We start from the raw sequence: 25,768 nt of genomic DNA, 5'->3' as shown, positions 1-25,768 counted from the left end.
GTCATTCATTTTTTGTCCAAAAAAAACAATACCTCTTCCTTTATCTTAAAAGATTTTCCGAAACAGTTCAATAGCAGATTTCAAAAATTTTCACATCCTCTTGTGCTTGACATTACAGCGTATGAATTAAAGACGAGGGGGAAATGTAAGAATGGAGGTGATGTCCACATGTCTCGATTGAAGAAAAATCCATCGAAAGCAGGCGTAAGTGCTGCAAGTGTAAAAGGAAACGCAGGTCCATCACAGGAAGCAGACCTAGGCGGGAAAAAGACCAGTCAAAATCAGCAATATAAAAAGAATCAGTAAGGAAACAAAATCGTAAGGAGGAACACAACTTGAACAATCAGCAAATGAATATGCCCCCGCAAGTCATTTCAGTGAAGGATTCCTTGTACTTAGAGGATATGTTGAACTGGAATTTGATTGCCATGAAAAAGGCTCACTTTATGGCCGAGCATTGCCAGGACCAAACATTGAAACAAGAATTAAATCAAGTGGGCCAAATGCACCATCAGCATTACACACAAATTCTTCAGCATTTAGGCAGCTCAGGGCAAGGCCAGTCTACTGGCTTTATGCAATAGGAGGAAAAAACATGGAACAGCAAAACCAACAAAAAATCGGGAATCAACAAACCCCGGTTCCCGCGACAACAAACATGAATGATCGTGATTTTATCACAGATCTCTTGTCGACTGAGAAATATATGACAAGTGGATATAACACAGCGCTCAATGAATTCAGTCATGAATCTCTTTACCAAGATATTCAGCGAATTGCGCTTGAAACACAGAAAACACAAAGACATTTATATGATGTCATGTTCAGATATGGCTGGTATTCTGTTGAAGCGGCTGACCAGCAAAAACTCCAGCAAGCACACCAGAAATTCCAGCAAACACTGACAGATCAATCTCCATACGGATCATCACAGATGTCATAAAGAAAAAACCTGCTAGTATGATGCTGGCAGGTTTTTATCGGTCTTTTTTAGCTCGATGTGCTTCATTCAGTTGCTTGATCCGCTGAATGGTTTCTTTGATCTCCTCTTTTGCCTCTGGATACGTTTCGTTAAAATGCTTTGCTAAAGGCGGCATGCTTTTTGCAATATGTGAGTAGATCACCCACTGTTTCACATCTTTTTTCAGTGCTTCGGTCGTTTCACCAAGCAGCAGCTCTGTATATTTATCAAGCAAGCCTTCAAGCTTTTCGTCTAATTCAATTCCCATTCATTTTCCGCCCCCTTTTTAAGAAAAAAGCCTGACTCTGTGCGTAACAGATATCAGGCTTTTGACATACGATTATCTTGCAGCAAGAAATGTCTCGGCTTGCGCTTGTTGTACAATACAGCGTCCTCTGCCGTGCGGAATACATAATGGTGTTCCGAATAAAGGATCTGTCGTCACTTGGCAATTCATATCAAAGACATTTTTGACGAGATCACAGTTAATAACGGTTTCTGGTCTACCTTCTGCATAAATCGACTTGTCTTTAATGGCAACAAGGTGATGCGCATATCTGCATGCGAGATTGAGGTCATGAAGAACCATCACAATCGTGCGCTGCTCCTTTTCATTTAAGTCAAAAAGAAGGTCAAGGATTTCAATTTGATGCGTCATGTCTAAATACGTCGTCGGCTCATCTAACAAGATAATATCTGTCTCCTGCGCTAACGTCATCGCAATCCATGCACGCTGTCTTTGTCCACCTGATAATGAATCAACCGTTCGATCAGCGAGGTCTTCCATCTTTGTTGACTTCAGTGCACGATTCACCGCTTCTTCGTCTTGCTTCGACCACTGCTTCAGCCAATTTTGATAAGGATATCTGCCTTGCTTCACTAGCTGATGCACGGTTAATCCTTCTGGCGCTTCTGGTCCTTGCGGAAGAATAGCGAGCTGTTTCGCTACTTCCTTTGTTGGTAATTTGGCAATGGAATGACCTTCAAGCAGGACAGACCCACCCATTGGCTTCATGAGACGGGCCAAAGAGCGAAGTAGCGTGGATTTACCGCATCCATTGCTGCCAATAAATACTGTGATTTCACCCTTAGGGATCGATACATTTAGTTCATCTATGATCATTGTTTCTCCGTAGCCTAAGCTTAAACCTTCAGTAGAAATGGCACTCATTCCGCTCAAACGCTCCTTTTCTCATCCAAATTTTTATATTGAATATCGTCTATGTATAGACGTAAAAGATCACTTATCTCAATTTAGTGTATCAGATTTAAGTGATCTTGAAAATCATTTTCAATTAAAAATTGAGAAAGTCTCGTTTACTTCTTTTTTTGGAATGTACGTTTTGTCCCATCTTCGAGCTTTATATCGACCTGAATCCGCTGATAATCGTCATCTAAATTAAAAGCAGCTAACAGTTCATTTACATACGTCTCATTCAGCTTTGCACTAGGAATAGACATATCATTTAACTTCATTTTCAACTCTCGCAAAGCTTCTTCTCCCTCATAGCGGACACCATTCATATGATCGCGAATGAGCGCTTCTTCTTTGCCGCTCGCCTGACGGTAGGTAGCTTCGTATAGCTCGTTTTTTTGTCCATATTGTACTTGGAAGTGCAGATGCTGAAATGGCAGTTCCTTCATTTGAACAGCTGACAGACTCTCTGCTTCTGCTTCATTTGTATGTTGTAACGGTTCGATTGATTGACAGCCGGACAGCATAAAGAGCAGCACTCCTATTAGTCCCGCCTTCTTCCAACACATCATGTGTATCCTCCTATTTCACATCATCGTTTTTTATTCTTCTCCAAGCTTCTTTTCGTTATTCAACTAAACACTGTGTTATGGTAAATGAAAACAAAACATATACGCCAAAAGGAGAACCAGATGATGAAAAAAACAGCCATTGTGACTGGTGCCAATAGCGGCTTTGGAAAACTCATCACGATGCGCCTCGCCAAGCAAGGTTATACAGTGATTGCTGGTGTCAGGCAGGAAGCCAATGCCAAAAAGCTCGCCGAAGAAATGAAGCAAGCCTCTTTATTCGAATCTATACATATTGAAGCATTAGATGTGACGGACACGCAGTCGATTCAAGCATTTAAGAAAAAGCTAGATGCCTATGCACCCATCACCTTGCTTGTGAACAATGCAGGGACAGCCTATGCTGGTTTTGCTGAAGAGGTTCCTATTGACACGTACCGCGAGCAGTTCGAGGTGAATGTCTTTGGTGTAATGGCAATGACACAAGCGGTTCTTCCGTTCATGACAAGTGGTGCAAAGATATTCAATATGAGCAGCATCAGCGGGTTAATGGGAATGCCCGCGCTCTCTCCGTATGTATCGTCCAAGTTTGCTTTAGAGGGCTATACTGAGAGCTTGCGGATTGAACTGGCTTCGTTTGGGATACAGGCGGCCTTGATCGAGCCAGGCTCTTTCCAAACAAATATTTGGAACACCTCCATGAACGAACAGATGATTCAGCCAGCAAAAGATTCTAAATACACAAGCATTTATCAAAAGATGATGGGCTATATCGATGCCCAGAAATCTAACTACGGAGATCCTCGTGAAGTCGCGGAGCTCGTTGTCACACTTGCAGAGAAGAAACAGCTAAAAAAGCTAAGATATCTTGTTGGGAAAGGCGTTCGACTTTCATTCATAGCAAAGCAGCTCTTGCCTTGGAACTTGTGGGAAAAAATCATCTTACGTACACTCTCATCAAAAAAATAAGCACAAAAAAACAGGTGGACCTTTCATCCACCTGTTTTCATTTATTCATTATCAGACTGTCCAAGGGTAATATCTAGGTTTTTGTTCTTCCCATCACGGATAACGGTCATTGTGGCTTTATCGCCAATCTTTGTTTCTTTGTAAAGAATTTCTTTCAGCTGAGAGCTGTTCGCCACGTCTTTCCCTTTAAACTTGATGATCACATCTCCAGATTTCAAGCCTGCCTTTTGTGCAGGGGATCCTTTTGATACATCTTTTACGTAAATGCCTTTGCCGATTTGTTTATCAAATAATCCGAGCGTATTTTCCTGATACGTTTCAGGCACTTGCTCTAGGTCAATCATTTGTACGCCAAGATAAGGACGTTCGACTTTTCCATTTTTTAATAACTCATCTACAATCGGTTTCACATCGTTACTTGGAATCGCGAATCCGAGTGATTCCACACCGCTTTCGCTGATTTTCAAGCTGTTGATACCAATCACTTGACCATTCGTATTGATCAGTGGACCTCCACTGTTCCCTGGGTTGATCGCTGCATCTGTTTGCAGCACATTCATCTCAACAGTACCAGATGACGTATTCGCTTCAACGGTACGGTCAACACCACTAATAATCCCTTCTGTCACAGTACCTGAGAACTGCGCACCGAGCGGATTTCCAATGGCGATTACTTTGTCTCCAGCACGAAGCTTAGAAGAATCACCAAAGCTTGCCACTTTATCAATACCGTCAGCGTTAATCTCGACAACGGCTAAATCTGTCATGACGTCACTGCCAACTAGCTTCGCTTCTTTTGTTTTCCCATCATAAAGCGTGACCTTTAATTTATTGGCACCCTCGACTACGTGGTTATTTGTAATAATGTACGCCTTCTTGCCATCCTTTTTGAAGATGACACCTGAACCCGTTCCAGCTTCAGCTTCTGTTGAATCACCGCTAAGACCGAACGAATTTTGTGTAGATTGATAGTTTGAGACCCCTACAATAGTCGGCTCTAAATCTTCTACCATATCAGCTACATTCGTAGCATTGGTGATTTGTTTTGTTGAGAAATTATCCGAGGTTGCTGGTTCACTTGACGCTGTTTGGGTTTGAGTGTTTGCAGCTGTATCCTGTGACTGCGGCAAAAGCGGCGTAATGCCAAGCACAAGACCTCCGCCAATAATCCCTCCAAGAATCGGGCTCAGCCATGCTGCCTTCCGTTTTTTCTCTTTTTTAGAAGCACGGTCATCCATCATTTGAGGAGATTTGTTTGTCACACTCTCCTGAGATGCAGATGTTTCGTTTTCATGATGGTGAAAAACGAGTTCTTTCTCTTTTTGTGGTTCGTCTATTTGTTGTTCATTCTCTTGATGTGTTTCTTCTTGATGTGCGTCTTCTTGATGATTCATCTTTTTCTCTTCATCTTCTCTTCGGAAATCCATCGCTTGCACTCCTTTGCATCATTTTCATGACATGCTTCATTCATATGTGTAGATAGGACTCATGTCCTCTTAATGGCAAAATCATTGAAAATACTTTATGGCAATATGTCAAATTATATAATACTTATTCATAGAAAAAAAGCAAGGTGCGCACATTGGTGAAAAGCACCTATTTATCAGCTTTTTGTCTATGCCCTTTTTTCCCTTGAGCTTATCATAATCAAACATTATGGGATAATGATGAGAAGAATATGTGAAATTGTGAAAAAAGCGTGTGATTGTTGACATGCCGCCTTTGTATCCCGTTATAATGACGTTGAGAGGATGTGGAAGACTTTGTCGTACACCATATATTTAGTTGAAGATGAACAAAACTTAAATGAACTATTAACCAAATATTTAGAAAGTGAAAATTGGAATGTCTCCTCTTTTTTAACCGGAGAAGCGGCACGTAAGGCAATGAACAATCCGCCGCATCTATGGATCTTAGATATCATGCTGCCTGATACAGACGGCTACACACTCATTAAAGAAATCAAAGCCGCGTCACCTGACGTACCGGTCATTTTCATTTCAGCACGTGATGCAGATATTGATCGTGTCCTCGGCTTAGAGCTAGGGAGCAGTGATTACATTGCGAAACCATTTCTTCCGCGTGAACTGATTATCCGGGTGCAAAAACTGCTGGAGCTTGTGTATAAAAACAGCGGTACCCCGCAGCAGCAAAGCATCACACCCGTTTCCTCCTATGTCATTCATGAGGATGTAAGAGAGGTGTATGAAGGGGATCAGCTCATAAACTTAACTTCTAAGGAATTTGACTTACTGCTCTTATTTACACATCATCAAGGACATGCTTTTTCACGAGAAGATATACTCGTCAGGATTTGGGGACACGATTACTTCGGGACAGATCGTGTTGTCGATGACCTTGTCAGACGGCTGCGCAAAAAAATGCCTGACTTAAAAGTCGAGACCATCTATGGATTTGGCTATAGGATGCTAAAGGGATGAAGAACAAACCACTCGCTTTTCAAATTTGGGTCGTGATTTCCGGCATTTTGCTGACGATTTCGATTGTCCTGATCATTTTATTTTCAAACACATTACGTAATTTCTTCACGAATGAAATTTATAAAAACATCGAGAACGAGCAGCAAGTGCTAACAGAATACCCGTTGAACCGAGACGGCTCGCCAAAGTCGACTCCAGAAAATCGCTCGGTTCAGCACATTCTGATCCCGTCTGATGAATTAAATCAGATGGCGCAGTTTTTCCCGCATGCGTTTATTGAGAAGGTCCAATCCTTTGTAAAAAAGCAAAAAAGCGCAACAAAACGCTATTCTGAAGAGGTCAATGGCCAGCATATCTTTTTTGTGATCAAAAAGGTATCAACAGGCAATACACAATATATTCTCCTGTCTTATGCACCAGATTCTTATCGAGACGACTTGTCCTTTACGCTGTTTAAACAGCTGATATTTATCTTAGGCACCGTTATTTTACTGAGCTGGATTCCATCTATTTGGCTTGCACGCTACTTATCGCGTCCGATCGTTGCCTTTGAAAAGCACGTGAAGCGGATTGCACAAGAGGACTGGGACGACCCTGTGATCGTTGACCGGCAAGATGAGATCGGCAAGCTCGGTCACACCATTGAAGAAATGAGACAAAAACTCATTCAAAAGGATGAAACGGAACGAACACTTTTGCAAAATATATCACATGACTTAAAGACACCTGTCATGGTCATCCGCGGCTATACGCAGTCCATTAAAGATGGTATTTTCCCCAAAGGAGATCTTGAACAAACGGTAGAAGTCATCGAAGGTGAAGCGGAAAAGCTTGAGAAGAAAATCAAGGATTTGCTGTACTTAACAAAGCTTGATTATTTATCAAAACAACACCCCGCACATTCTTCCTTCCTCGTGAGTAATACGATGCTGGAAGTGGTCGACCGAATACGCTGGTCGAAAAATGAATTGCAGTGGAACGTGGACTTAGATGATGAGGCTACACTTGAAGGCGATCCAGAACAATGGAGCAAATTATTTGAAAATGTACTAGAAAATCAACTTCGCTACGCGAAAAGTAAAATTGATATTCATATGAAGCAGGAAGAGGAACAAGTCCGCATTGTCATTCGGAATGACGGTCCTCCAATTGAAGAACATATGCTATCCAACCTATACGAACCTTTTAGTAAGGGAAAAAAGGGCGAATTCGGTATTGGATTAAGCATTGTCAAAAGAATCCTTTCAATGCATCAAGCGTCCATATCTATTGAAAATGATGATCTAGGTGTACGTTATACGATCACTGTTCCAAAGAAGAGACTGTAGGTTTTTGACCGCAGTCTTTTTTTAGATGAATGAATACCCATTGAAATCACGGTATGTGGCTTTGATCTTCTTGCCAGCTTGATACATCCATTTCTTTTCAATTGTGGTTTCTTTCGGCATTTTGACTTTTTCTACTTGAATCCCTTTTGTTCGCAAGCGTCTAATCATATCATCGATTTCTCTCATAGAACATCATCCTTTCACATATTTTGACCAGTTGGTCACCTTACTTTATAATATAAAGAATTACACTGTAAAAAACAAGTTACAATCTGATTAATTTTTGAAAACTTTCGTCGTTTATGACCGATAAGTCACATCTCTTTGCGTACGTTCCCTAAGACATTTGTCTCTCGGTAAGAAAGGATGACATCCATATTGAAAAAGAAAGAAAAAATGATTATTGAGGCCGGCATGAAATTATTTGCCAGTAAAGGCTACAATACAACGTCTGTTCAGGAAATTGCGGATGATTGCCATATATCAAAGGGTGCTTTTTACCTTTATTTTAAATCAAAGGAAGCACTGCTCATTTCGATCTTGCATTACTATTACGATAAGGTATTTACCCGCATTCACGAGGTTCAAACAGAGGGCGGCACACCAAAAGAAGCCTATCGTAAACAGCTCACTGTCTATTACGATAATATTTTGCAGCAAAAAGATTTTATTAAAATGCAGCTGAGCGATAGAGCGCTTCCATTGAATGAAGAAACGCAGCAGCTCGCGAAACAAATTAGGCTTGCGACCATCCAGCTTCACATTGATAACATTAAACAGGTGTATGGAGACGTTGCTATTCCTTATATGGCTGATCTTTGTTTGACGATAGAGGGCATGAGTCACGTTTATTTTGAGCTTGCGATTTTATATGATTTTCAGCTAGAGGCTGAGGAGCTTGCCACAACCATGATTCACCGTATTGATGATTTGATGGGCGGCATGATGAAGAGAAACGATGTTCCGCTCATTTCCGTAGATCAAGCGAGTGATTGGTTTGGTCCTATTTATGAACGGTCATTCGACCCGCTGACCGAATCTCTGTTAAAAGAATTAAGAGAGCTTGCAGAAGAACACTATGAAGTGAAAGACGAGCCTGATTTATTTGAAGCGCTTGGCATTTTAGAAAATGAGTTCAACAAACAAAAGCCAAGACAAGTCATCGTCAAAGGCATGCTGTATCAACTGAAATTGCACGTGCCGCTTCAAGCCATCTCTGAATCACTTTTGCGCATTTTGAAAGAGGATCACTTGTAAAACCCAGGGCAGCCCCTGGGTTTATTGTTGTGATAAATAATTAAAATCCTTTTCTGTCAGTGCAGGAAGTTTGTTGGCTTGAACTCTTTTTAGTAGGTTATCTACATATCTTTGAATGGCAAGCATGTCACAAGGAAAATCAAATTCAAATTCTTCTTCCACTGATATTGTGTCCATACAATACGAACAATTCGGCTTAGAGCCAAGCATATCATTATTGAAACTTAAAACATCTTCATATGTTTCTTCTGACAGGTCAAAATGAGAGATCAAAAATACATCAATATGATTACCATCCTGCGACCGCCTTTGATCAAGATATAACAAAAAGGCCGACTCTTTAGAGTCGTGCGAGATCACTTGAAAAAATTCTACATCACGTGTACGTAACCATCTGATAAATCTTGTTTTTAACGTTCTCAACAAACATTCACCTCTATATTTTTGTTCAAATAAAAACCAGGGGCAGCCGCCCCTGGTTCCTTATTTTGCTTTCGGTGTCACCATTTCTTCTGGTTTGACAAACTGTTCAAACTGCTCTTCTGTTAAGAGCTCTAATTGAAGTGCTGCTTCTTTTAATGTTAATCCTTCTTTGTGCGCAAGTTTGGCAATTTTCGCTGCATTTTCATACCCGATGTGCGGGTTAAGTGCCGTCACAAGCATCAATGAATTATTCAAGTTTTTCTCGATTGTTTCTAGGTTTGGTTCGATTCCAATTGCACATTTGTCATGGAATGAGTTCATACCGTCAGCAAGTAACTCAACTGATTGCAGGAAGTTATAGATGATGACCGGCTTAAATACATTAAGCTCAAAGTTTCCTTGGCTTGCTGCAAAACCGATTGTTGCATCATTTCCCATGATTTGCGCTGCAACCATTGTTAAAGCTTCACTTTGGGTTGGGTTGACTTTTCCTGGCATAATAGAGCTTCCTGGCTCATTTTCAGGAATGATTAATTCGCCAATTCCGCAGCGAGGACCACTTGCAAGCCATCTCACATCATTAGCAATTTTCATTAAATCAGCCGCAAGTGCTTTTAAGGCACCGTGTGCATACGTAATTTCATCATGGCTTGTTAGCGCATGGAATTTATTTGGTGAAGAATTGAATGTTTGACCTGTCAGCTGGCTGATTTCTTCAGCGACATATTGACCAAACTCAGGATGTGCGTTAATCCCTGTACCAACAGCGGTTCCGCCAATCGCAAGCTCTCTCATTTTCTCAGTTGATTCTAGAATCATTTCTTTCGAACGATCCAGCATGTAAACCCAGCCGCTAATTTCTTGACCAACTGTAAGTGGTGTTGCATCTTGCAGGTGCGTACGACCGATTTTGACGATCTCTTGATACGCCTTTGCTTTCTCATCAAGAGTTGCTCTTAACTGATCAATCGCAGGTACTAATTTTTTGTACACAGCTAAAACAGCTGCTACGTGCATAGCAGTTGGGAATGTATCATTTGAGCTTTGGCTGCGGTTTACGTCATCATTCGGATGAATGCTGAATTCACTATTTTTATCCTTCAAGTAAGCAGTTGCTCTATTTGCAACGACTTCGTTCATGTTCATGTTACTTTGCGTTCCACTACCTGTCTGCCAAACAACAAGCGGGAAATGCTCGTCATACTTTCCGCTGATGATGTCATCACATACAGCAGCAATCGCTTCTGCTTTTTCACTTTCAAGGTTGCCAAGACGTTCGTTGGCAATCGCTGTGCTACGTTTCAAAATTGCAAACGCATTCACAACTTCCTTTGGCATTTTCTCAGAACCGATTTTGAAATTTTCTTTGCTTCGTTGTGTTTGTGCACCCCAGAACTTGTCCTTTGGCACCTTGATTTCGCCCATTGTGTCTTTTTCGATTCTAAATTCCGTCATTATGTATCCCTCCATAGCTTCATCACTCAACTCTATTCTATACAAAAAACGAAAATCCTTTAAGCGTTTTCAATTAAAATTTTATCTTTATTTTAATTTTAGTTCAATATAAACGCGAACATCCTTCGAATATTTGTATTTTGGGTTCGTTTTTCCGTAATCCTTTGACGTATACGTCACCTCGTAATGCTTGTCAAACGACTGTAGAATACGGTCAATCTCCTCTTTTGTTCCTGCTAAACGAATTTGTGCCATCTTGTTTCCTCCAAAACCCTCATTCTTTCTTTTACCACAAAATAATGTAACACAGAATATTGTTTTTTCAAGCAGGTAATGCTAAGAAAAAGATGTTAAGGCGGGTGATCCTTTTGAATCAAACTCCATTGAAAGAGCACTTATACGATAATCTCTCCGTCATTCTCCCGCAGTTAAAGGATATGGACGATTTGATCCATGAGAAAAAAACGTTACCTCACGGACAGGTTGTTTATTATTTATACATTAAAGAAATGAACGAAACCATGCACATTCAAACCTTCTTAAAGCTGCTGCTGCAAGATCATACCTCTCTGACAAAAGAGAAGCTGGAATCCAATTTATCGATGATGACAACCCGTACGGTGAAGACATTTGAAGAAATAATTGATGCGATTTTTCAAGGACACTGTGTGGTTTTGATTAACGGATTTCAACAAGCTTATATTTTAGAGACGAAGGGAACGAAGAAACGCAGTTTAGGGGATTCTACATCTGAAACAGTCGTAAGAGGGCCAAAAGTTGGCTTCATTGAAGATTTAAACACGAACTTGGCTCTCGTGAGACAGCGCTTGAAAAACCCTGACCTTAAAACAGTGGACATGAAGATCGGGGAAAAGAAATACACCCAAGTGACCATCATGTACATTGACGGTATCGTTGAAACCTCTGTTTTAAAAGAGGTAAAAAAACGACTCAAACAAGTCACCATTGATGATATACAAGACTCTGGTGTTCTTGAGGAGCTCATTGAAGACAATGTGTATTCTCCTTTTCCGCAAATTCAAAACACAGAACGACCTGATAAAGTCGCCTCTGCTTTGAACAATGGGCGAGTCGCCATTTTTGTCGATCATTCGCCTTTTATATTAATTGTGCCTGCTTCCCTTGCGACGATTATGCAATCACCTGATGATTATTATGAAAGATGGATCGCCGCCTCTCTTATTCGTTTGCTGCGATTTACCTCGATCTTTCTCACGCTGTTTTTATCAGCAATTTATATTGCTCTCGTATCCTTCCATCAAGGGCTTTTACCAACCACTTTGGCCATTTCGATCTCAAGCACAAGGGAGAATGTCCCCTTTCCACCTATTGTGGAGGCACTCATTATGGAGATGACCATTGAGCTATTACGGGAAGCTGGCTTAAGGCTGCCAAATCCACTTGGTCAAACGATCGGACTTGTGGGCGGAGTGGTCATTGGACAGGCTGCCGTACAAGCTCATATTGTGAGCTCGATCATGGTGATTATCGTGAGTGTTATTGCACTTGCATCCTTTACCGTTCCTCAATACGGGATGGGCATGTCATTCCGCGTGCTTCGCTTTGTATCCATGTTTACGGCGGCTGCATTTGGCTTATACGGGCTTGTGCTGTTCATGCTCGTACTACTTACACATTTGACTCGCCAAAAAAGCTTTGGCACACCGTACTTCTCGCCGGATTTTGTGTTCAGTTATAAAAACGAAGACAATTCCATCATTCGATTGCCTTTGAAAAATCAAAAGAAAGGAGAACGACATGGTCAATCATAAAGAGTCGATTACAAGCTATCAGGCAAGTGCCATTATTGCCAATACCACACTAGGCGCAAGTATGGTGATCATGCCAAGAGCGATGGCTCAGGCTGCATCTACACCTGACGGCTGGATTGCACTCTTACTGATGAGTTCCGTTTACATTGTGTTTATTTTTGTGAACGTGCTCATGATGAAAAAGGTTCCTTTCTCCTCTTACTATGATTATACGAAGGAAGGGCTTGGGAAATGGATTGGCTCTTTTGCCAACCTGTTGATCATTATTTATTTTCTTGGCGTCGCCAGTTATGAAGTACGGGCCATGTCGGAAATGGTGAAGTTCTTCCTGCTTCAAAACACGCCAACAACTGTCACAATACTTAGCTTTATTTTGGTCGGCTTTTATCTTGTGATTGGTGGGATTGGTGATTTTGCCAGGCTGTGTCCTTTTTTTCTCATCGTCACACTCATCATCTTATTTGTCGCCTATGGTTTCAGTCTACAAGAGTTTAAGCTAGATAATCTCCGGCCCGTATTAGGAGAAGGCTTCTCCCCTGTCATGAAATCACTCAATGCGTCGGCAATATCTTTTGTAGGGATCGAGATGATGCTGTTTATGCCCGCATATATGAAAACTCAAAAACACACCTTTGCATACAGTACAGTCGGCTTTTTGATACCTTCGATCATTTATATCTTCACCTATGTGCTTGTCGTTGGTGCGCTCACTGTAAAAGAAACGGCGACGTTGACTTGGCCAACCATTGCTTTGTTTCAATCCTTTGATATCCAAGGTATTTTTATTGAACGATTTGAATCATTTTTACTGATCGTATGGCTTGTCCAGCTTTATACAAGCTTTGTTGGTTATACATTCTTTGCAGCAATCGGTGTCTCAAAACTAACCAAGCTTCCTAAAATAATGGTGCTTGCGCTGATGACAATTGTGATCTATTTTGCGGCCATTTTCCCAAAGGATGTCGATACAGTGCGAAATTATTTAATATATGTGAACAATCTATTTTTCCTTTTGTTCGGAATACTCCCCTTTCTCTTATTCGTTATTGTGGTTCTGAAAAGGAGGAGAAAATCAACATGAAAAAGAGAGCGGTCCTCACCCTCTTGCCCCTTATCTTGTTATGCGGCTGCTGGGACAGTACAAATATTGAAGAACTGAACATGGCCATCGGCTATGCACTTGACAAAGGTGATCATGATCATAAATTAAAGCTATCCTTGCAAGTACTCGTGCCTCAAAAAATTGACCAGCAAGCTAGTGTGAAAGACCCGACCAAAATCATTGAAACAAACGGTAATTCTGTACACCAAATCTTTCGATCCACTACGCTCAAAAGTCACCGCATTTTCGCACAGCAGCTGAGAATTTATCTGTTTTCTCAAGAGCTCATTAATGAAAACGATTTTGATTTGGTGATTAACCAATTTATTCGGGATAATGAAACTCGCAGAGGCAGCCTAGTATTCATGACCTCTGAAAAACCTGGTGAACTGCTTAAAATCAATGATGATGGGCAACCAGCATCATCGACCCTATATGATATTGCTCAGAACACAAAGTCATCTATTCAATTATTTCCCCCTGTATCTCTCGGGGATATTTCATCAGCCATGCAAAACAATGTATCATTTGCTATCCCAAGGGTCTCTCAAGACAAAGGAAAATTAATGATTGACGGAGCTTCTATTATTAAAAACAAACGCTTTTTAACGAATCTCTCTCTTCTCGATGTACAGGCCTATAATCTATTAACCGGTAAAGCAAAGGGTGGAGTAATTGAATTCAAAGACGATAAAAATAATATCTATTCATATGAGTTGTTTAAACTAAAGCAAAAGGTTCGAACAACTAAATCAGCCAGCGGAAGATATCAATTTGATGTGACGGTTGAGATAGAGGGAAGGTTGTCAGAGGATTGGAATAAGCGTGAAAATGCCTTTGATGAAAAATACCTGAGAAAGGTAGAGAAAATTGTTCAACAGAAGATAGAGAACAACGTGAAGAATTTCACCGAAGTATTACAGCACGAGTTCAAAGCAGATATTTGTGGATTTTATCAAAAAGCGAGTATTGCATACCCGAAGGACTTTCGAAAAGAAGCAAAGCATTGGGATGAGATTTTTAGTGAATCGGATATTCATTACAAGGCAAATGTGAAAATCCGTGACTTCGGGACTAAGGGCGCAACACAATCCTTATAGAGTATGTTAAAATGGTAAGAAAAAAAGGGTGTCAATCATGAAACGAGCTTTACTTTCGGCCGGCATTCTATTTTTGATTTTAGGAATACTTCTGTTAATCGTTGTATTCATGCAGTCAAAAGAAGATTTCTTCATTGAAGCCGACAGCTTTTCGAGCACATTATTGATCGTGATTTATTATGGACAAACCCCTGCGCTCCTTCTAATTGGAGGCGGATTATTCGTCGGACTATCACAGATCATTGATTTGCAGGAGAAAAAAGCAGCAGTGGCAAAGGAGAGCGTAAAGCTATTATCCGAAATGAAGAAAACCCTGGAAGACAAATCGGCCGTGGAGCAGGAGGCTTTTCCAGTTCCTGAACTCCATCAACTATCCGAACGTCCGATCACAGGACAGAAGGACTAATTTTACGCATGTTCTAGCAGCTTTCATTTGAAAGCTGTTTTTTTATTGAATCAGCTTATGGCGATGTGCATACACAGCCGCTTGTGTGCGATCTTCTACATCGAGTTTTGAAAGAATGTTGGTAATATGCGTCTTCACCGTTTTAATTGTAATAAATAATTCCTCGGCAATGACCTTATTCGATTTCCCATCCGCAATCAGCTTCAATATTTCCATTTCTCTTGCTGTTAATGAATCGTGCAGGATTGACCCATTTGATGAATGACGGAGTTTATTCATGACTTTTCCAGCCACTTTTGATTCAAGTCTTGGTTCGCCGATACTCGCAGACCTAATAGCATCAGCAATTTCTCCTGCCTTGGATGTCTTTAATAAGTAGCTCAAAGCACCAGCTTCAATGACTGGATAGACTTTATCATCATCAATAAAGCTCGTCAGAACGATGATTTTGGCATCTTCGATTTTCTGACAAATTCTTTTCGTTGCTTCGATACCATCCATCCCTTCCATCACAAGATCCATTAAAATCACATCTGGCTTTAGTTCAACCGCTAGCTCTACACCTTTTTGTCCATCTGACGCTTCACCGATGACTTCAATATCAGCCTGTGCCTCTAAAAAGGCGGCAAGCCCCATTCTCACCATTTCGTGATCGTCGATTAAAAGCACTCGAATCATCGAACGTTCTCTCCTTTTCCTTCATCAAAAATGGGAACCTTCACATCAATTTGTGTTCCTTTTCCCTCAAATGACATAATCTCTGCGACACCGCCCACTTCACTTGTTCTTTCTCGAATCGATTCAAGTCCGTAGGAGGCCGTCGTCTTCACATGATCCGTTTGAAAACCAATACCGTTGTCGATAATCTTCAGCTGCACTTGCCGATTTCTAATGAGCAGACGCACGGTTACCTTTGTCGCCTTTGCATGCCTAAACACATTTGAAAGGGCTTCTTGCACAATTCGGAATAGGTGATCTTCCACCCCTTTAGATAACGGGACATCATCTTCGATTTCCCAATCAATATCAATCGGCTGCTTTGCCTGGAATTCATTTAGCAGCTCAATCAAGCCTTTTTTCAAGTCTTTTCCTTCAAGCGTGATCGGCCTTAGATGCAGAAGTAGTGCGCGCATCTCATTTTGTGCATCGCCAGCCATTCGTTCGACAAGACGCATTTGCTTTAAAACCTTTTCGTCCTGTTCCTTCATTCCTTCAAGAATGGCAGAGGTCATCATGGAAATCGCAAATAACTGCTGGCTGACCGCATCATGTAGTTCACGTGCTAGACGCTGACGCTCTCCTGAAACAACCGATTTCTTCATTTGAACCTGCCATTCAGCCCGCTCATTTGAGAGCTTTTGTAAGGAGGCTACTTGCCCCTCAATCCGTTTCGCCATCTCATTTAATTGATCGGCCGCTAAGCCAATTTCATCATCACCTAGAGACGGCAGCCTATACGCGAAATTCCCATTTTCAAACTTCAAAATCGACTCCACAAGCTGATCCAGACGCTTCTTATGCTGGTAGCCAAACACATGGCCCGCTGAAACGCCAATGGCGAGACTAATGATGAGTAAAATACAAAAAAACGGGATGCCGAACCACCGCGTAGACAGCAGGATCATGGGGTCAAGCTGATAATATAAAAACATTGGCAGCGTCGTCATGATGACAACACCGAGCGAGATCCCTACTGCGAGACGAACAGATTGCCACTGGATGCCTAAGTGCAGTTTTTTCATAAGTACCTCACATCCACATCCCCAATCAGTAGAGAAATGGAGATTTTCACTTTTCGCTTACTCTCATCGTAATCATTGGTCATCACATAAACCTTACTGCCGAACCCGCTTCTTTTTTCATCAATGATTTTCATATCACCAATCGCGACTGAAGCACTCACACATACTTCAATATCCTGCGGTACGTAAATATCTACATCTCCGATGAGTCCACTAATCACGATCGTGCTTTCTTCTTCCGCGATGATGGCCTTTGATAAGTCGATTTTGACATCACCAATAAAGCCTGAAATCGTCAAATCACTTAATTGAAACGGTTTTTTCATCAGCCTGACTTCACCGATAAAAAAGTCATGCTCTTTGTTTGGCTTTGTCTGGCTTTTTGTTTTCTTTTGGTCGCTCTTTTTTTCAAGATTGACTTTCAGTGAAGGTTTTTCCTTCTTTGATGATTCCTTTTTATCGACATCAAAAACGGGTTTGTTCTTCAATAATCGATAACCAGCATAGATCAAAAAGGCAGCAAATAAATATCCTGTTAAACTAAAAGTGATATTGAGCAGAAACTTCAAGAAGAGAAAGCCGGCAAAAATATAGGAAACTGAACCGAGCCAACGTTTGGATCGTGAGTGCAGCCAATAGCCAGCTAGAGCAAAAAACACAGGCCAAAACAAATCTGCTCCGATCCCAATAATTTTGAGAAATAGATTAATACCAAAAATCACAACAATGATGCCTAAGATTTGATTTCTTGAAAAACGCAGTTGACTCGCCTCCTTCCTCTCTCACGTTCATTACCGTAGTTTTAAGTTGCCACTTGTCATTTCAATATCGACTAAGTGCGTTCCTTTTCCTCTCGTGCCCATAAAGCCTCGTCCTTCATTATCGACCTGATCAAAGTTGTAAGAATGATCGATACTTCCAGTCGTTTTCCTTGTTTGAACCTTGAAGTCCCCTTCATCTGGTAAGTTCAACTTCGCACTGCCAGATGTCATTTGAAAGGAGACAGGTGCATCAATTGTATCAAAGCTGGCAGTCAACCTACCGCTTGTCATACCCAATTGCAGCTGCCCTTTGACATTTTTAATATCCGCACGACCTGATGTTGTACTGATATCACTATCCTCGGCATCGATATGAGATACCGCCAATCTGCCGGATGTGGTATTGATTTCAACACGCTTTGCTGAGAAGTTCTCAGCTGTCAGGCGTCCGCTCGTTGATTTGAGCGTCACATCTTGAAGAGACAGCTTCCCTTCGCCATCTACCTCACTCACACCACTTCCACCCGTAATCTTCACATTTTTATGATAATCTGTTGGAATCTTCACTAAGAGTTCTCCCTTTTCAAAGCCAGAGAAAAACAAGAATCCTTTATTTTCAGCACGGATTTTAAATGTACCGCCTGTTTGCTCCGCATACATCTTTCCTTTTCCATTGACAACAGACACGGAAATATCAGAACGATTCTCAGGCACCACCTTCACGCGAAATAGAGAAAGAGAGATATCCAATTGATCAACCTCATCTTTTTTCGCTGAAGCTGTTGTCACCGCTTTTTCACGGGAGAAACTCAAATGAAAGAGATCTCCATTTTTGAAAAGCATCCCAATCATTAAAAGAACTCCTACAAGTATACAAATTAGACCGATTAACCGCTTCATTCATATCATCCCTTTATCTTTTGACCTTTTTATTATAAGGAAAAGCGAACCAGAAAGAAATTAAATATCGGAAGAAAAAACCTACTTTTCTTCCGACTTGACACATATTCCTTATTTTGCTTGCTGCTGTTCAGGCTTCTTCTCCAACTTGAGCTTCTGCCATTCTTTTTCAACCTCATCGGCATAATCTAGATGAGCATATGCACCTTGCTCTGTAAATTGTGCATAGCTGCCTGCTTTTGTCTCCATTTCTTCTATACGATTCTCCATTCGAAGAAATTCCTTATATGCACTTTCACTGTCTACTTTATTAATGGATTCGTTCATATGCTGCTTTGCTTGTGCGGCATTGGCTCTTGCAATGAGTGCTTGCTTCTTGTCTTTAATATCACGCAGCTTCGTTTCTAAATGCTGCAATTGTTCTTTCAGCTCTTTCAATTGTTTCACAGATTGCTGGTAGGCATCCTGATACTCCTTATGCTTATCTTCAAAATACTTCATTTCAGTGAGCGCTTTTCGTGCAAGCTCTTCCTCTCCCGCATGAAATGCCAGCTCAGCCTGCTTCTTTCGCTTATCAGCAAATGCTTCTGTCTCACTTGCTTGACGCAGGAAGCCTTGCTGAATTGTTTGTTGTTTGATGATCGCATGTTTCGCTTTGGCAATATCGTCCTCCATATCACGAACGTATTGATTCAGCATCACACGTGGATTCTCCAATTTATCTAAGCCTTCATTGACGGTTGCAACAAACATATCTCTTACTCTTCTTAATACCATTTGATATTCCTCCCTTTATTTTTTCTTTAAAAAATCTTCCCATTCTTGATCAAATGACGTGTTGATGGGTTCTTCCATGTGCGGTGCCGTGTTTGGCTCCCTATATGATCTGCCTGATGATTCTTTAGCAGATTCACCATTTAGCATTGTCCAGCCAAAATAGAGAAGTGCTCCAGCAAATGCGATTCCGAGTAAAAATGGCAAAGATTGCACGACGAGCAGCACACCGATGACAGCTAAAATGACACCTGTGGTTTTACTGCCTTTATCATATTTTTTTACACCTACATAGATGAGCCACGCCCCAATTAGAGTTGGGATCAGCCCTCCTAGTGAACCACCAAAGAAGATGGATAAACCAACAAACATAAGAATTGAACCGATGATTGTTTTACCTGTTATTTTCATCTTCATGCCTCCTTTCTTACTCCTTGCTTTTACTATAGTCAAAAAAGAAAGCCAGCAAAACGTGTCGCAGATTGATCTTTGATTGCGACCAGAGTCGTAACTATGTTCAGACTTGCCTTTGAATCTAATTAAAAAGCACTCAGCTTGTAGAGAAGTTTTTTTTACAAGCTGAAAGTAGTTAACGACCTTAGATAGATTCATTTTACGTTCACTGTAAGCCCTGGAAACAAGGAACTTAAAGATGCCCCATCGATTCTGTTGAAATGACTCTTCTCAAAGGGATCTAGGCTATGTTCTATAGCATATTTATGAAGATTTTGATGTTTGAATCATATTTTTCACTATCCCATTTTATTGATTGATCATAAGCGTCGTCTTTCACTATTTCTATCTCTTGAGGGTGCTAATCGTATGATAAAATACAGAGGGGAATTACTATATAAAAAATACGTAAAGAGGAAGCAGGTGCAGTACATTGACAGATGGAGATAAATTAGCCACCCTATTTGCTAGTGGTTCTTTTGACATACAAGATGTTTATCGTTTAGTCATCCAGCCTAATAGTACATTACGTGAGTTTAAGGCGGAAAATCATGGCTTTCTTTTTACCATTCGTGGGGAAGCTAGAATGAGTGTCAATGGAATGGCCTACGAGTTGCAACCAGGTTCAGTATTACATGTAACGCCAGAGAGTCAGCTTGCCTTGCAAGTCATCGGACAATCAGAGTACGAGTACCATTCACTTTTCTATAGCTTGGACCGTGATAAGGCATCTGAATGTAATAAACCTTTTAAGCTAGAACCGGGAGCAAATCCGAGAGTCATAGAATTGCTGACCATGCTCCATCAGAATGTTCATACACCTGGCGGAATGGGAAAGCTTCGTGTCAAAGAGTTATCTCTACGCATCATGTATCAAGTTCTGATGGGCTGTAAGCAGCGAGATAGAGATAGCTCTCCAAACAAAAGGGTCATTGAGGAAGCCGTTGCTTACATTAGAGGGCAATATATGAATCCATTGACACTCCATGATCTAGCTGAATTGTATGATATGACTCCAAAAAGCTTCTCATACTTTTTTCACAAATATACCGGACTTCACCCAATTGACTATGTGATCCAGTATCGTATGGAAAGAGCGCGTGAAATACTTAAGGCAGGCAACATTCCAATCCGCGATGTTGCTGTGACTGTCGGCTACCCCAACCCGCTATATTTTAGCAGAGTATTTAAAAAGAAATTTGGTGTGTCTCCCAGCGCATACATCTCAAAATTAGATCATCATCTGTAGGAGCCTTATATTTCACCTCAAAACGTTGTTTTCTACAATCAATGCAGCCTAACTCATTCGTTCAACCTTGATTGGAATCATCCCCTTCTGCGACGGTTAACCAAAGGACTTGATTGGAGCCCCATCCTTCTACGGAGCGAACAGCATGAATGCCTCAGCCATTGAAGTCCATCAGGTTCACCATTATTCAGTCAGACCAGATTAGATAATAATGCATGTTATATTCGTCATTTGTGTATTCGCATTTCATGAGGTCCTTGCTATACTATCTATTGATAATGATTATCATTTTCAATTGTTGCAGAGTGATATACACAGTGCTCTGCAACAGCAAGGAGGTGAAGACTTGACTGAAAAAAGACAGCTTTGCATCGGGTTGTCCCTGTCAACAACCTGGTTGAAAGGGACAGGTTGGCAGCAGCCTGACAGCATGGTAGAACACTTATACTCGAGCAACTTTTACGTCATGCTAGCGAAGAGAGCGGAAAAGGCTAAACTTGACTTTCTTTTTAAGCCTGATGCGTTGCTTCTCAACACAGAGGTATTGGATCAATCGCCTGGCTTTGGGGGCCTTGATCCAATCGTTTTGCTTGCCTCGATTGCTAGTGAGACGGATCGAATCGGACTCGTGACAACTGCCTCGACTACGTTCAATCCGCCCTATGTGGTGGCTAGACAGCTTCAGTCTTTGCATTGGATCAGTAACGGACGTGCTGGCTGGAATATTGTCACTTCTATCGACGGTGCCGATAATTTCAGTAATGCACCCATGCCGTCGTCAGAAGAGCGGTATGCGAAAGCGATGGAATTTACGGATGTTGTACGCAAGCTTTGGGAGAGTTATCCGTATGAGGCATTGCTCATCAACCGAACAACGGGACAATTTGCCGACAAGGAGAAGATTTCCCCCATTCATCATGACGGTGATTTCTTCAATATTAAGGGACCGCTCAATTTGCCGACCCATAAGTCGGGATCGATCCCCTTGTTTCAGGCTGGTGCTTCGGGAACGGGACGAAATTTTGCCGCTTCGACTGCGGATGCTATTTTTGCAGCGACCCCTGATATCACCTCAGGCATCGAATTACGGCAAGACCTAAGAATGCGAGCAAGAAGGCATGGCCGCCAGCCAGATGCGGTTCGTGTTCTGCCCGGTTTGTATTTCTTCTTAGGAAAGACGCGTGACGAGGCGCGTGAATTATATCGGAAGGCGCATACCCATCTGAGCACTGCACATCGCTATGCATCGATTCAATCGATTCTCGGTCTCGATATTAGTCACCTGCCCTTGGATCAACCCGTTACTGCCGATTTGCTGCAAGGGATCAATCATCCGGTACGTAGTCAGACACATGCTGATTTGCTGCGCAGTCTGATTGTACAACAGCAGCCTACTGTAAAAGAGCTGCTATTCAGGCCGGAGGTCATCGGATCGGCGCATTGGGTGGTCGTGGGAACGGTTGAAGATGCACAAAGAGAAATTACTACGTGGTTTGAAGCGGGTGCAATGGACGGATTCATTGCTCTTCCGGGCTCGGTACAATCACTGGAATTATTTTTTGACGAGTTGGTACCTATGCTCACCCAACATGGCTTGTATAGGAGCGAATATACAGGCAATACCTTGCGTGAGCATATGGGGATTAAATAACGACAATATACGATTTGAGAGGAGTACTGGAAAGATGAATAAAAAGTTAATACTCATGGTCTTGATTACATTATTCATGCTTGTTATGGCTGCATGCGGAGGAGGAGACAAATCGAAGCAATCAAACACAGCCTCGGGAAGCAACACGGAAGAAAATTCAGACACAAGAACAGTAGAATACCTTGGAGAAAAGTATACCGTCCCGAAAAAGGTAGAAAAGATTGTCATTACTGGGGCGATGGAAGCCATGGAAGATGCGGTTGTCCTTGATGTTCATCCTACAGGAGCAATATCTGTAGGAGGGAAGTTTCCAGAAATATTTGCTTCAATAACAAACAATTCGGAATCAATCGGTGAGAAACAGCAGCCGAATTTTGAGAAAATAATGAAATTGAAGCCTGACGTTATTTTAGGCTCCTCCAAGTTTCAACAAGTGGTGCAGGATAAATTAGAGAAAATTGCTCCGACAATTTTGATATCCCATATTGCGACCAATTGGGAGGCCAATTTAGAGCTAATGGGAGAATTAACAGGGAAACAGGCTGAAGCAGATAAAATCCTCGCACAATACAAAACAGATATCAAAGCTGTAAAGGCATCGTTAAAAGAGAAACTCCAAGGGGAAAAAATAGCCGCAATTCGAATTCGGGGAGCACAAGCCTTCGTATACCCGGAGGATGTTTACTTTAATCCGATCTTGTATAACGAGTTGGGTCTGGAGGTCCCTCAACAGATTAGCCTGGCAAAAACGCAAGAAGCAATCTCTGTCGAGCAGTTGGGGGAAATGAATCCGGATTATTTATTTGTACAATTTTCTACGAATGAAAATCAAGAGGCACAAAATGCATTTGATGACCTGAAAAGGAATCCCGTTATCCAAAATATAACGGCCTTTAAAAAGGAACAGGTCTATGTCAACGTAGTTGATCCGCTTTTGGAGGGTGGACCTGCTTACAGCCGAATCAAGTTTTTGAAAAGCTTGCAGCAGCACCTAGATAAGTAATGGATGAGAGCGGAAATGCTTCAGTTGTTGAGCAAGAGATGGATTCAAATCTTTTGGCTTGGCCTTCTTTTTAGTAAGAACATCCTCATATCGGTTTTTTATGGCTTGAAATCAATCAGCGATGGAGCTGTGTAGCAGTCACTTGTTCAATTCGATTCGGGGAAAAAAATCATTTCATTATTCATTGATATTAGATGGAAATGATCAGGAAGACGATTTTCTTCTCCAGCTACACGGCTTATCTGCAATTTTTAAAAAAGAAAATAAATGAAGTCAAAAGAAGTGAGGCGAAATGTACGATGAATGACAAAGAAATATATGATGTAACGATTGTTGGCGGTGGCCCTGCTGGATTGTTTTCCGCCTTTTATAGCGGCTTGCGTGAAATGAAAACAAAACTGATTGAATTCCAGCCATTCCTTGGCGGGAAGGTCCATGTTTATCCGGAAAAGATGATCTGGGATATAGGAGGCTTGACGCCTGTTCCAGGCTCGCAACTGATCGAACAAATTGTCGCCCAAGGAATGACATTCCACCCGAAGGTTGTTCTTGGAGAAAAGGTCACCTCCATTTCTAAAGATGAAGCAGGCAACTATGTTCTACATACGGCCACCAACCAAACACATTGCTCCAAGACCGTCATTTTGGCTGTTGGAGGAGGAATTCTCAAGCCGATTAAATTGGACATCGAGGGAGCAGAACGATTCGAAGTCAGAAATTTGCATTATACGGTCAAATCGCTTGCACGCTTTAAAGAGAAGACTGTGTTGATCTCAGGTGGCGGTAATTCAGCCATTGACTGGGCGAATGAGCTGGAGCCGATTGCCAAGCAGGTATATTTGACCTATCGGAAGGATGCCCTGAAAGGACATGAAGCCGAAATATCGCGCCTTAGAAACAGCTCTGTCCAATGCCTGCTTCATACATCGATTGAAAAGCTAGTCGCGGCGGCAGATCATGAGCGGATCGAAACGGTCGTGCTGAAAAATAATAAGGACGAGGCCTTATTTGAGCTGGCCGTAGATGAGGTCATTATCAATCATGGCTACGAGCGAGACAAAGAATTGCTGGCGAACAGTGCGATTCAGCTGGAACAGAAGGATTACTGGATCGCCGGAACTCCGAGGAGTGAAACGTCGATTCAGGGCATTTATGCAGCAGGTGATATTTTGCATCATGAAGGAAAATTACATTTGATTGCAGGAGCATTTCAAGATGCCGCGAATGCGGTGAACCAAGCAAAACAATATGTGATGCCTGATGCCAGCGCGCATGGGATGGTTTCCTCACACAATGACTTGTTTATTCAAAAAAACAGGGAGCTAATGAAGCATTTGTATACGAAATAAATGGCAGTGCGAATTTGAGCAAGGGTTAGACAATGAATAGCAAACTCGATCGCTTCTGAGCATACAGAGAGGGAAAGGGATGTCTGAAAAGTTATTTCTCGATTTCAAATTCTCTACTACGTTTCATATGAGACAGTACTTACTTATATCGCCATAATCTTATATGTGACGCTCATCAAGTCCATGGAATACACACTCAAACATTCATATTTCCTTGATTTTTATTTAGGTCATCGTATCAAGGAAAAATCACGATATAATGAATAAAGCTGTCGAGATTTTCTCGACAGCCTCTGTACGCAACTACGATAGTGTCTACACACTGCGAAACACGTCTGCACTTCGTTCATATTCAACATCAGCTTCATCGAGCCGATGATTGACAATACGTGCTGCTGCAAACAAATAGTCAGAAAGCCGGTTCACATATGTGAGCGTAACTGCTGGAATCTCCTCTTGTTTCGCCAGCGTCACAATATGCCGTTCTGCTCTTCTGACGACTGTCCGCGCCACATGTAAGAAAGCAGCGCCTTCCTGGCCACCCGGTAAAATAAACTTGGTGAGCGGTGAGGCTTCCTCTACATATACATCCATTCTTTGCTCAAGGATTGCCACCGATTCTTCTGTTAATTTGCCTTCTTTACATGGTTTCACCGCTGCTAAATCACCGCCGCAGTCAAACAGCTCATGCTGAATGACGATCAGCTCTGACAAAATATCTTGAAACAATTCGCCATGCTGTCGTAAGTTTGCATGCGCAAGTCCAATGAAGCTATTCGCCTCATCTAACGTACCGTACGCTTCTACTCTTATGTCATCTTTATCGGCTCTCCCGCCAATCAAGCCTGTTTGGCCTTGATCCCCGGTTTTTGTATAAAGTTTCATCG

The 25,768-nt window shown here is 41.6% G+C and carries 30 protein-coding genes; 15 read left to right on the top strand and 15 right to left on the bottom strand.

Annotated elements, in window-relative coordinates:
* The first annotated feature begins 168 nt into the window (after positions 1-168).
* Genes BA70_RS19230 through BA70_RS00890 form a run of 3 tightly spaced genes read left to right on the top strand, consistent with a single transcriptional unit; the run spans position 169 to position 943 of the window.
* Positions 169-306 (top strand): YuzL family protein, encoded by a 138-nt coding sequence (locus BA70_RS19230; protein ID WP_003212904.1) that lies wholly within the window; start codon positions 169-171, stop codon positions 304-306.
* Between the two features lie 44 nt (positions 307-350).
* A complete protein-coding gene (locus tag BA70_RS00895; RefSeq protein WP_223250686.1) occupies positions 351-584 on the top strand; it encodes a hypothetical protein in 234 nt (77 codons plus the stop codon).
* Positions 585-595: 11 nt separating this feature from the next.
* Positions 596-943: a spore coat protein gene (locus BA70_RS00890; protein WP_034316948.1), complete on the top strand. Its 348-nt coding sequence runs from the start codon at positions 596-598 to the stop codon at positions 941-943.
* Between the two features lie 34 nt (positions 944-977).
* Here the strand turns inward: BA70_RS00890 and BA70_RS00885 are convergent, their stop codons facing one another.
* From BA70_RS00885 to BA70_RS00875, 3 genes are all read right to left on the bottom strand, one after another.
* On the bottom strand, positions 978-1,229 hold the full coding sequence (locus BA70_RS00885; protein WP_034316945.1) for a YusU family protein: 252 nt from the start codon (positions 1,227-1,229) through the stop codon (positions 978-980).
* 72 nt (positions 1,230-1,301) lie between these two features.
* Positions 1,302-2,132, bottom strand: a complete 831-nt coding sequence (locus BA70_RS00880) for an ABC transporter ATP-binding protein (RefSeq protein WP_008347057.1) — start codon at positions 2,130-2,132, stop codon at positions 1,302-1,304.
* A gap of 146 nt (positions 2,133-2,278) precedes the next feature.
* Entirely contained in the window at positions 2,279-2,725 is a 447-nt protein-coding gene (locus BA70_RS00875) for a YusW family protein (protein WP_193352333.1), read from the bottom strand.
* Between the two features lie 126 nt (positions 2,726-2,851).
* Between BA70_RS00875 and BA70_RS00870 the strand changes: the two genes are divergently transcribed.
* Entirely contained in the window at positions 2,852-3,694 is an 843-nt protein-coding gene (locus tag BA70_RS00870) for an oxidoreductase (protein ID WP_239646600.1), read from the top strand.
* 41 nt (positions 3,695-3,735) lie between these two features.
* On the opposite strand, the gene BA70_RS00865 is transcribed toward BA70_RS00870, so the two are convergent.
* On the bottom strand, positions 3,736-5,121 hold the full coding sequence (locus BA70_RS00865) for a S1C family serine protease (RefSeq protein ID WP_034316934.1): 1,386 nt from the start codon (positions 5,119-5,121) through the stop codon (positions 3,736-3,738).
* A gap of 336 nt (positions 5,122-5,457) precedes the next feature.
* Between BA70_RS00865 and BA70_RS00860 the strand changes: the two genes are divergently transcribed.
* Together BA70_RS00860 and BA70_RS00855 are read left to right on the top strand one after the other, a co-directional pair.
* Positions 5,458-6,135 (top strand): response regulator transcription factor, encoded by a 678-nt coding sequence (locus BA70_RS00860; protein ID WP_034316931.1) that lies wholly within the window; start codon positions 5,458-5,460, stop codon positions 6,133-6,135.
* Complete coding sequence (locus tag BA70_RS00855; RefSeq protein WP_034316928.1) at positions 6,132-7,463, top strand: HAMP domain-containing sensor histidine kinase; 1,332 nt, start codon at positions 6,132-6,134, stop codon at positions 7,461-7,463. Before BA70_RS00860 ends, BA70_RS00855 begins: the two co-directional genes overlap by 4 nt.
* A 21-nt stretch (positions 7,464-7,484) precedes the next feature.
* Here the strand turns inward: BA70_RS00855 and spxO are convergent, their stop codons facing one another.
* Positions 7,485-7,649, bottom strand: a complete 165-nt coding sequence (gene spxO / locus BA70_RS20240; RefSeq protein WP_003212782.1) for an anti-adapter protein SpxO — start codon at positions 7,647-7,649, stop codon at positions 7,485-7,487.
* Positions 7,650-7,841: 192 nt separating this feature from the next.
* Here spxO and BA70_RS00850 point away from each other — a divergent pair, with 192 nt between their 5' ends.
* On the top strand, positions 7,842-8,720 hold the full coding sequence (locus BA70_RS00850; protein WP_034316925.1) for a TetR/AcrR family transcriptional regulator: 879 nt from the start codon (positions 7,842-7,844) through the stop codon (positions 8,718-8,720).
* A gap of 21 nt (positions 8,721-8,741) precedes the next feature.
* On the opposite strand, the gene BA70_RS00845 is transcribed toward BA70_RS00850, so the two are convergent.
* From BA70_RS00845 to BA70_RS19225, 3 genes are all read right to left on the bottom strand, one after another.
* A complete protein-coding gene (locus BA70_RS00845; protein WP_034317442.1) occupies positions 8,742-9,080 on the bottom strand; it encodes a hypothetical protein in 339 nt (112 codons plus the stop codon).
* A 123-nt stretch (positions 9,081-9,203) separates the two neighbouring features.
* The gene (fumC, locus tag BA70_RS00840) at positions 9,204-10,598 is read right to left on the bottom strand and encodes a class II fumarate hydratase (protein WP_034316922.1); all 1,395 of its coding nucleotides are present in this window, start codon (positions 10,596-10,598) and stop codon (positions 9,204-9,206) included.
* Between the two features lie 87 nt (positions 10,599-10,685).
* Complete coding sequence (locus tag BA70_RS19225) at positions 10,686-10,853, bottom strand: YvzF family protein (protein WP_003213147.1); 168 nt, start codon at positions 10,851-10,853, stop codon at positions 10,686-10,688.
* A 113-nt stretch (positions 10,854-10,966) separates the two neighbouring features.
* Between BA70_RS19225 and BA70_RS00835 the strand changes: the two genes are divergently transcribed.
* The 4 genes from BA70_RS00835 to BA70_RS00820 are packed head-to-tail and all read left to right on the top strand — an operon-like array spanning position 10,967 to position 14,999.
* Entirely contained in the window at positions 10,967-12,391 is a 1,425-nt protein-coding gene (locus BA70_RS00835; protein ID WP_034316921.1) for a spore germination protein, read from the top strand.
* Positions 12,378-13,472 (top strand): GerAB/ArcD/ProY family transporter, encoded by a 1,095-nt coding sequence (locus BA70_RS00830; protein WP_034316918.1) that lies wholly within the window; start codon positions 12,378-12,380, stop codon positions 13,470-13,472. Before BA70_RS00835 ends, BA70_RS00830 begins: the two co-directional genes overlap by 14 nt.
* On the top strand, positions 13,469-14,593 hold the full coding sequence (locus BA70_RS00825; protein WP_034316917.1) for a Ger(x)C family spore germination protein: 1,125 nt from the start codon (positions 13,469-13,471) through the stop codon (positions 14,591-14,593). The genes BA70_RS00830 and BA70_RS00825 overlap by 4 nt, the downstream gene beginning before the upstream one ends.
* Positions 14,594-14,630: 37 nt before the next feature.
* Complete coding sequence (locus tag BA70_RS00820; protein WP_034316915.1) at positions 14,631-14,999, top strand: hypothetical protein; 369 nt, start codon at positions 14,631-14,633, stop codon at positions 14,997-14,999.
* Between the two features lie 42 nt (positions 15,000-15,041).
* Here the strand turns inward: BA70_RS00820 and liaR are convergent, their stop codons facing one another.
* The 6 genes from liaR to BA70_RS00790 form a co-directional block, all read right to left on the bottom strand.
* Positions 15,042-15,677, bottom strand: coding sequence for a two-component system response regulator LiaR (gene liaR, locus BA70_RS00815; RefSeq protein ID WP_034316913.1), 636 nt, complete (start codon positions 15,675-15,677; stop codon positions 15,042-15,044).
* A complete protein-coding gene (gene liaS, locus BA70_RS00810; protein WP_034316911.1) occupies positions 15,674-16,741 on the bottom strand; it encodes a two-component system sensor histidine kinase LiaS in 1,068 nt (355 codons plus the stop codon). Before liaS ends, liaR begins: the two co-directional genes overlap by 4 nt.
* Positions 16,738-17,502, bottom strand: coding sequence for a cell wall-active antibiotics response protein LiaF (gene liaF / locus BA70_RS00805; RefSeq protein ID WP_034316908.1), 765 nt, complete (start codon positions 17,500-17,502; stop codon positions 16,738-16,740). Before liaF ends, liaS begins: the two co-directional genes overlap by 4 nt.
* A gap of 30 nt (positions 17,503-17,532) precedes the next feature.
* Positions 17,533-18,402 carry a LiaG family protein gene (gene liaG, locus BA70_RS00800; RefSeq protein ID WP_034316905.1) on the bottom strand — a complete coding sequence of 290 codons (870 nt, stop codon included), beginning with the start codon at positions 18,400-18,402 and terminating at the stop codon, positions 17,533-17,535.
* 111 nt (positions 18,403-18,513) lie between these two features.
* A complete protein-coding gene (liaH, locus tag BA70_RS00795) occupies positions 18,514-19,179 on the bottom strand; it encodes a stress responsive protein LiaH (RefSeq protein WP_034316902.1) in 666 nt (221 codons plus the stop codon).
* Positions 19,180-19,194: 15 nt separating this feature from the next.
* Complete coding sequence (locus BA70_RS00790; RefSeq protein ID WP_034316899.1) at positions 19,195-19,587, bottom strand: V-type ATP synthase subunit I; 393 nt, start codon at positions 19,585-19,587, stop codon at positions 19,195-19,197.
* Between the two features lie 475 nt (positions 19,588-20,062).
* On the opposite strand from BA70_RS00790, the gene BA70_RS00785 reads away from it, so the two are divergent.
* The 4 genes from BA70_RS00785 (at position 20,063) to BA70_RS00770 (ending at position 24,881) form a co-directional block, all read left to right on the top strand.
* Entirely contained in the window at positions 20,063-20,878 is an 816-nt protein-coding gene (locus tag BA70_RS00785) for an AraC family transcriptional regulator (protein ID WP_034316896.1), read from the top strand.
* Between the two features lie 346 nt (positions 20,879-21,224).
* Entirely contained in the window at positions 21,225-22,529 is a 1,305-nt protein-coding gene (locus BA70_RS00780) for an NtaA/DmoA family FMN-dependent monooxygenase (protein ID WP_034316893.1), read from the top strand.
* 34 nt (positions 22,530-22,563) lie between these two features.
* Entirely contained in the window at positions 22,564-23,532 is a 969-nt protein-coding gene (locus BA70_RS00775) for an ABC transporter substrate-binding protein (RefSeq protein WP_034316890.1), read from the top strand.
* Positions 23,533-23,831: 299 nt separating this feature from the next.
* Positions 23,832-24,881 (top strand): NAD(P)/FAD-dependent oxidoreductase, encoded by a 1,050-nt coding sequence (locus tag BA70_RS00770; RefSeq protein ID WP_034317440.1) that lies wholly within the window; start codon positions 23,832-23,834, stop codon positions 24,879-24,881.
* Between the two features lie 315 nt (positions 24,882-25,196).
* Here the strand turns inward: BA70_RS00770 and BA70_RS00765 are convergent, their stop codons facing one another.
* Positions 25,197-25,766: a cob(I)yrinic acid a,c-diamide adenosyltransferase gene (locus BA70_RS00765; protein WP_034316887.1), complete on the bottom strand. Its 570-nt coding sequence runs from the start codon at positions 25,764-25,766 to the stop codon at positions 25,197-25,199.
* Positions 25,767-25,768 lie beyond the last annotated feature (2 nt).

It is taken from the genome of Bacillus zhangzhouensis, from assembly GCF_000715205.1.
GTDB lineage: Bacteria > Bacillota > Bacilli > Bacillales > Bacillaceae > Bacillus > Bacillus zhangzhouensis.
Note: the sequence above shows the minus strand (reverse complement) of the source record. Positions and strands in the feature narration are given on the sequence as shown.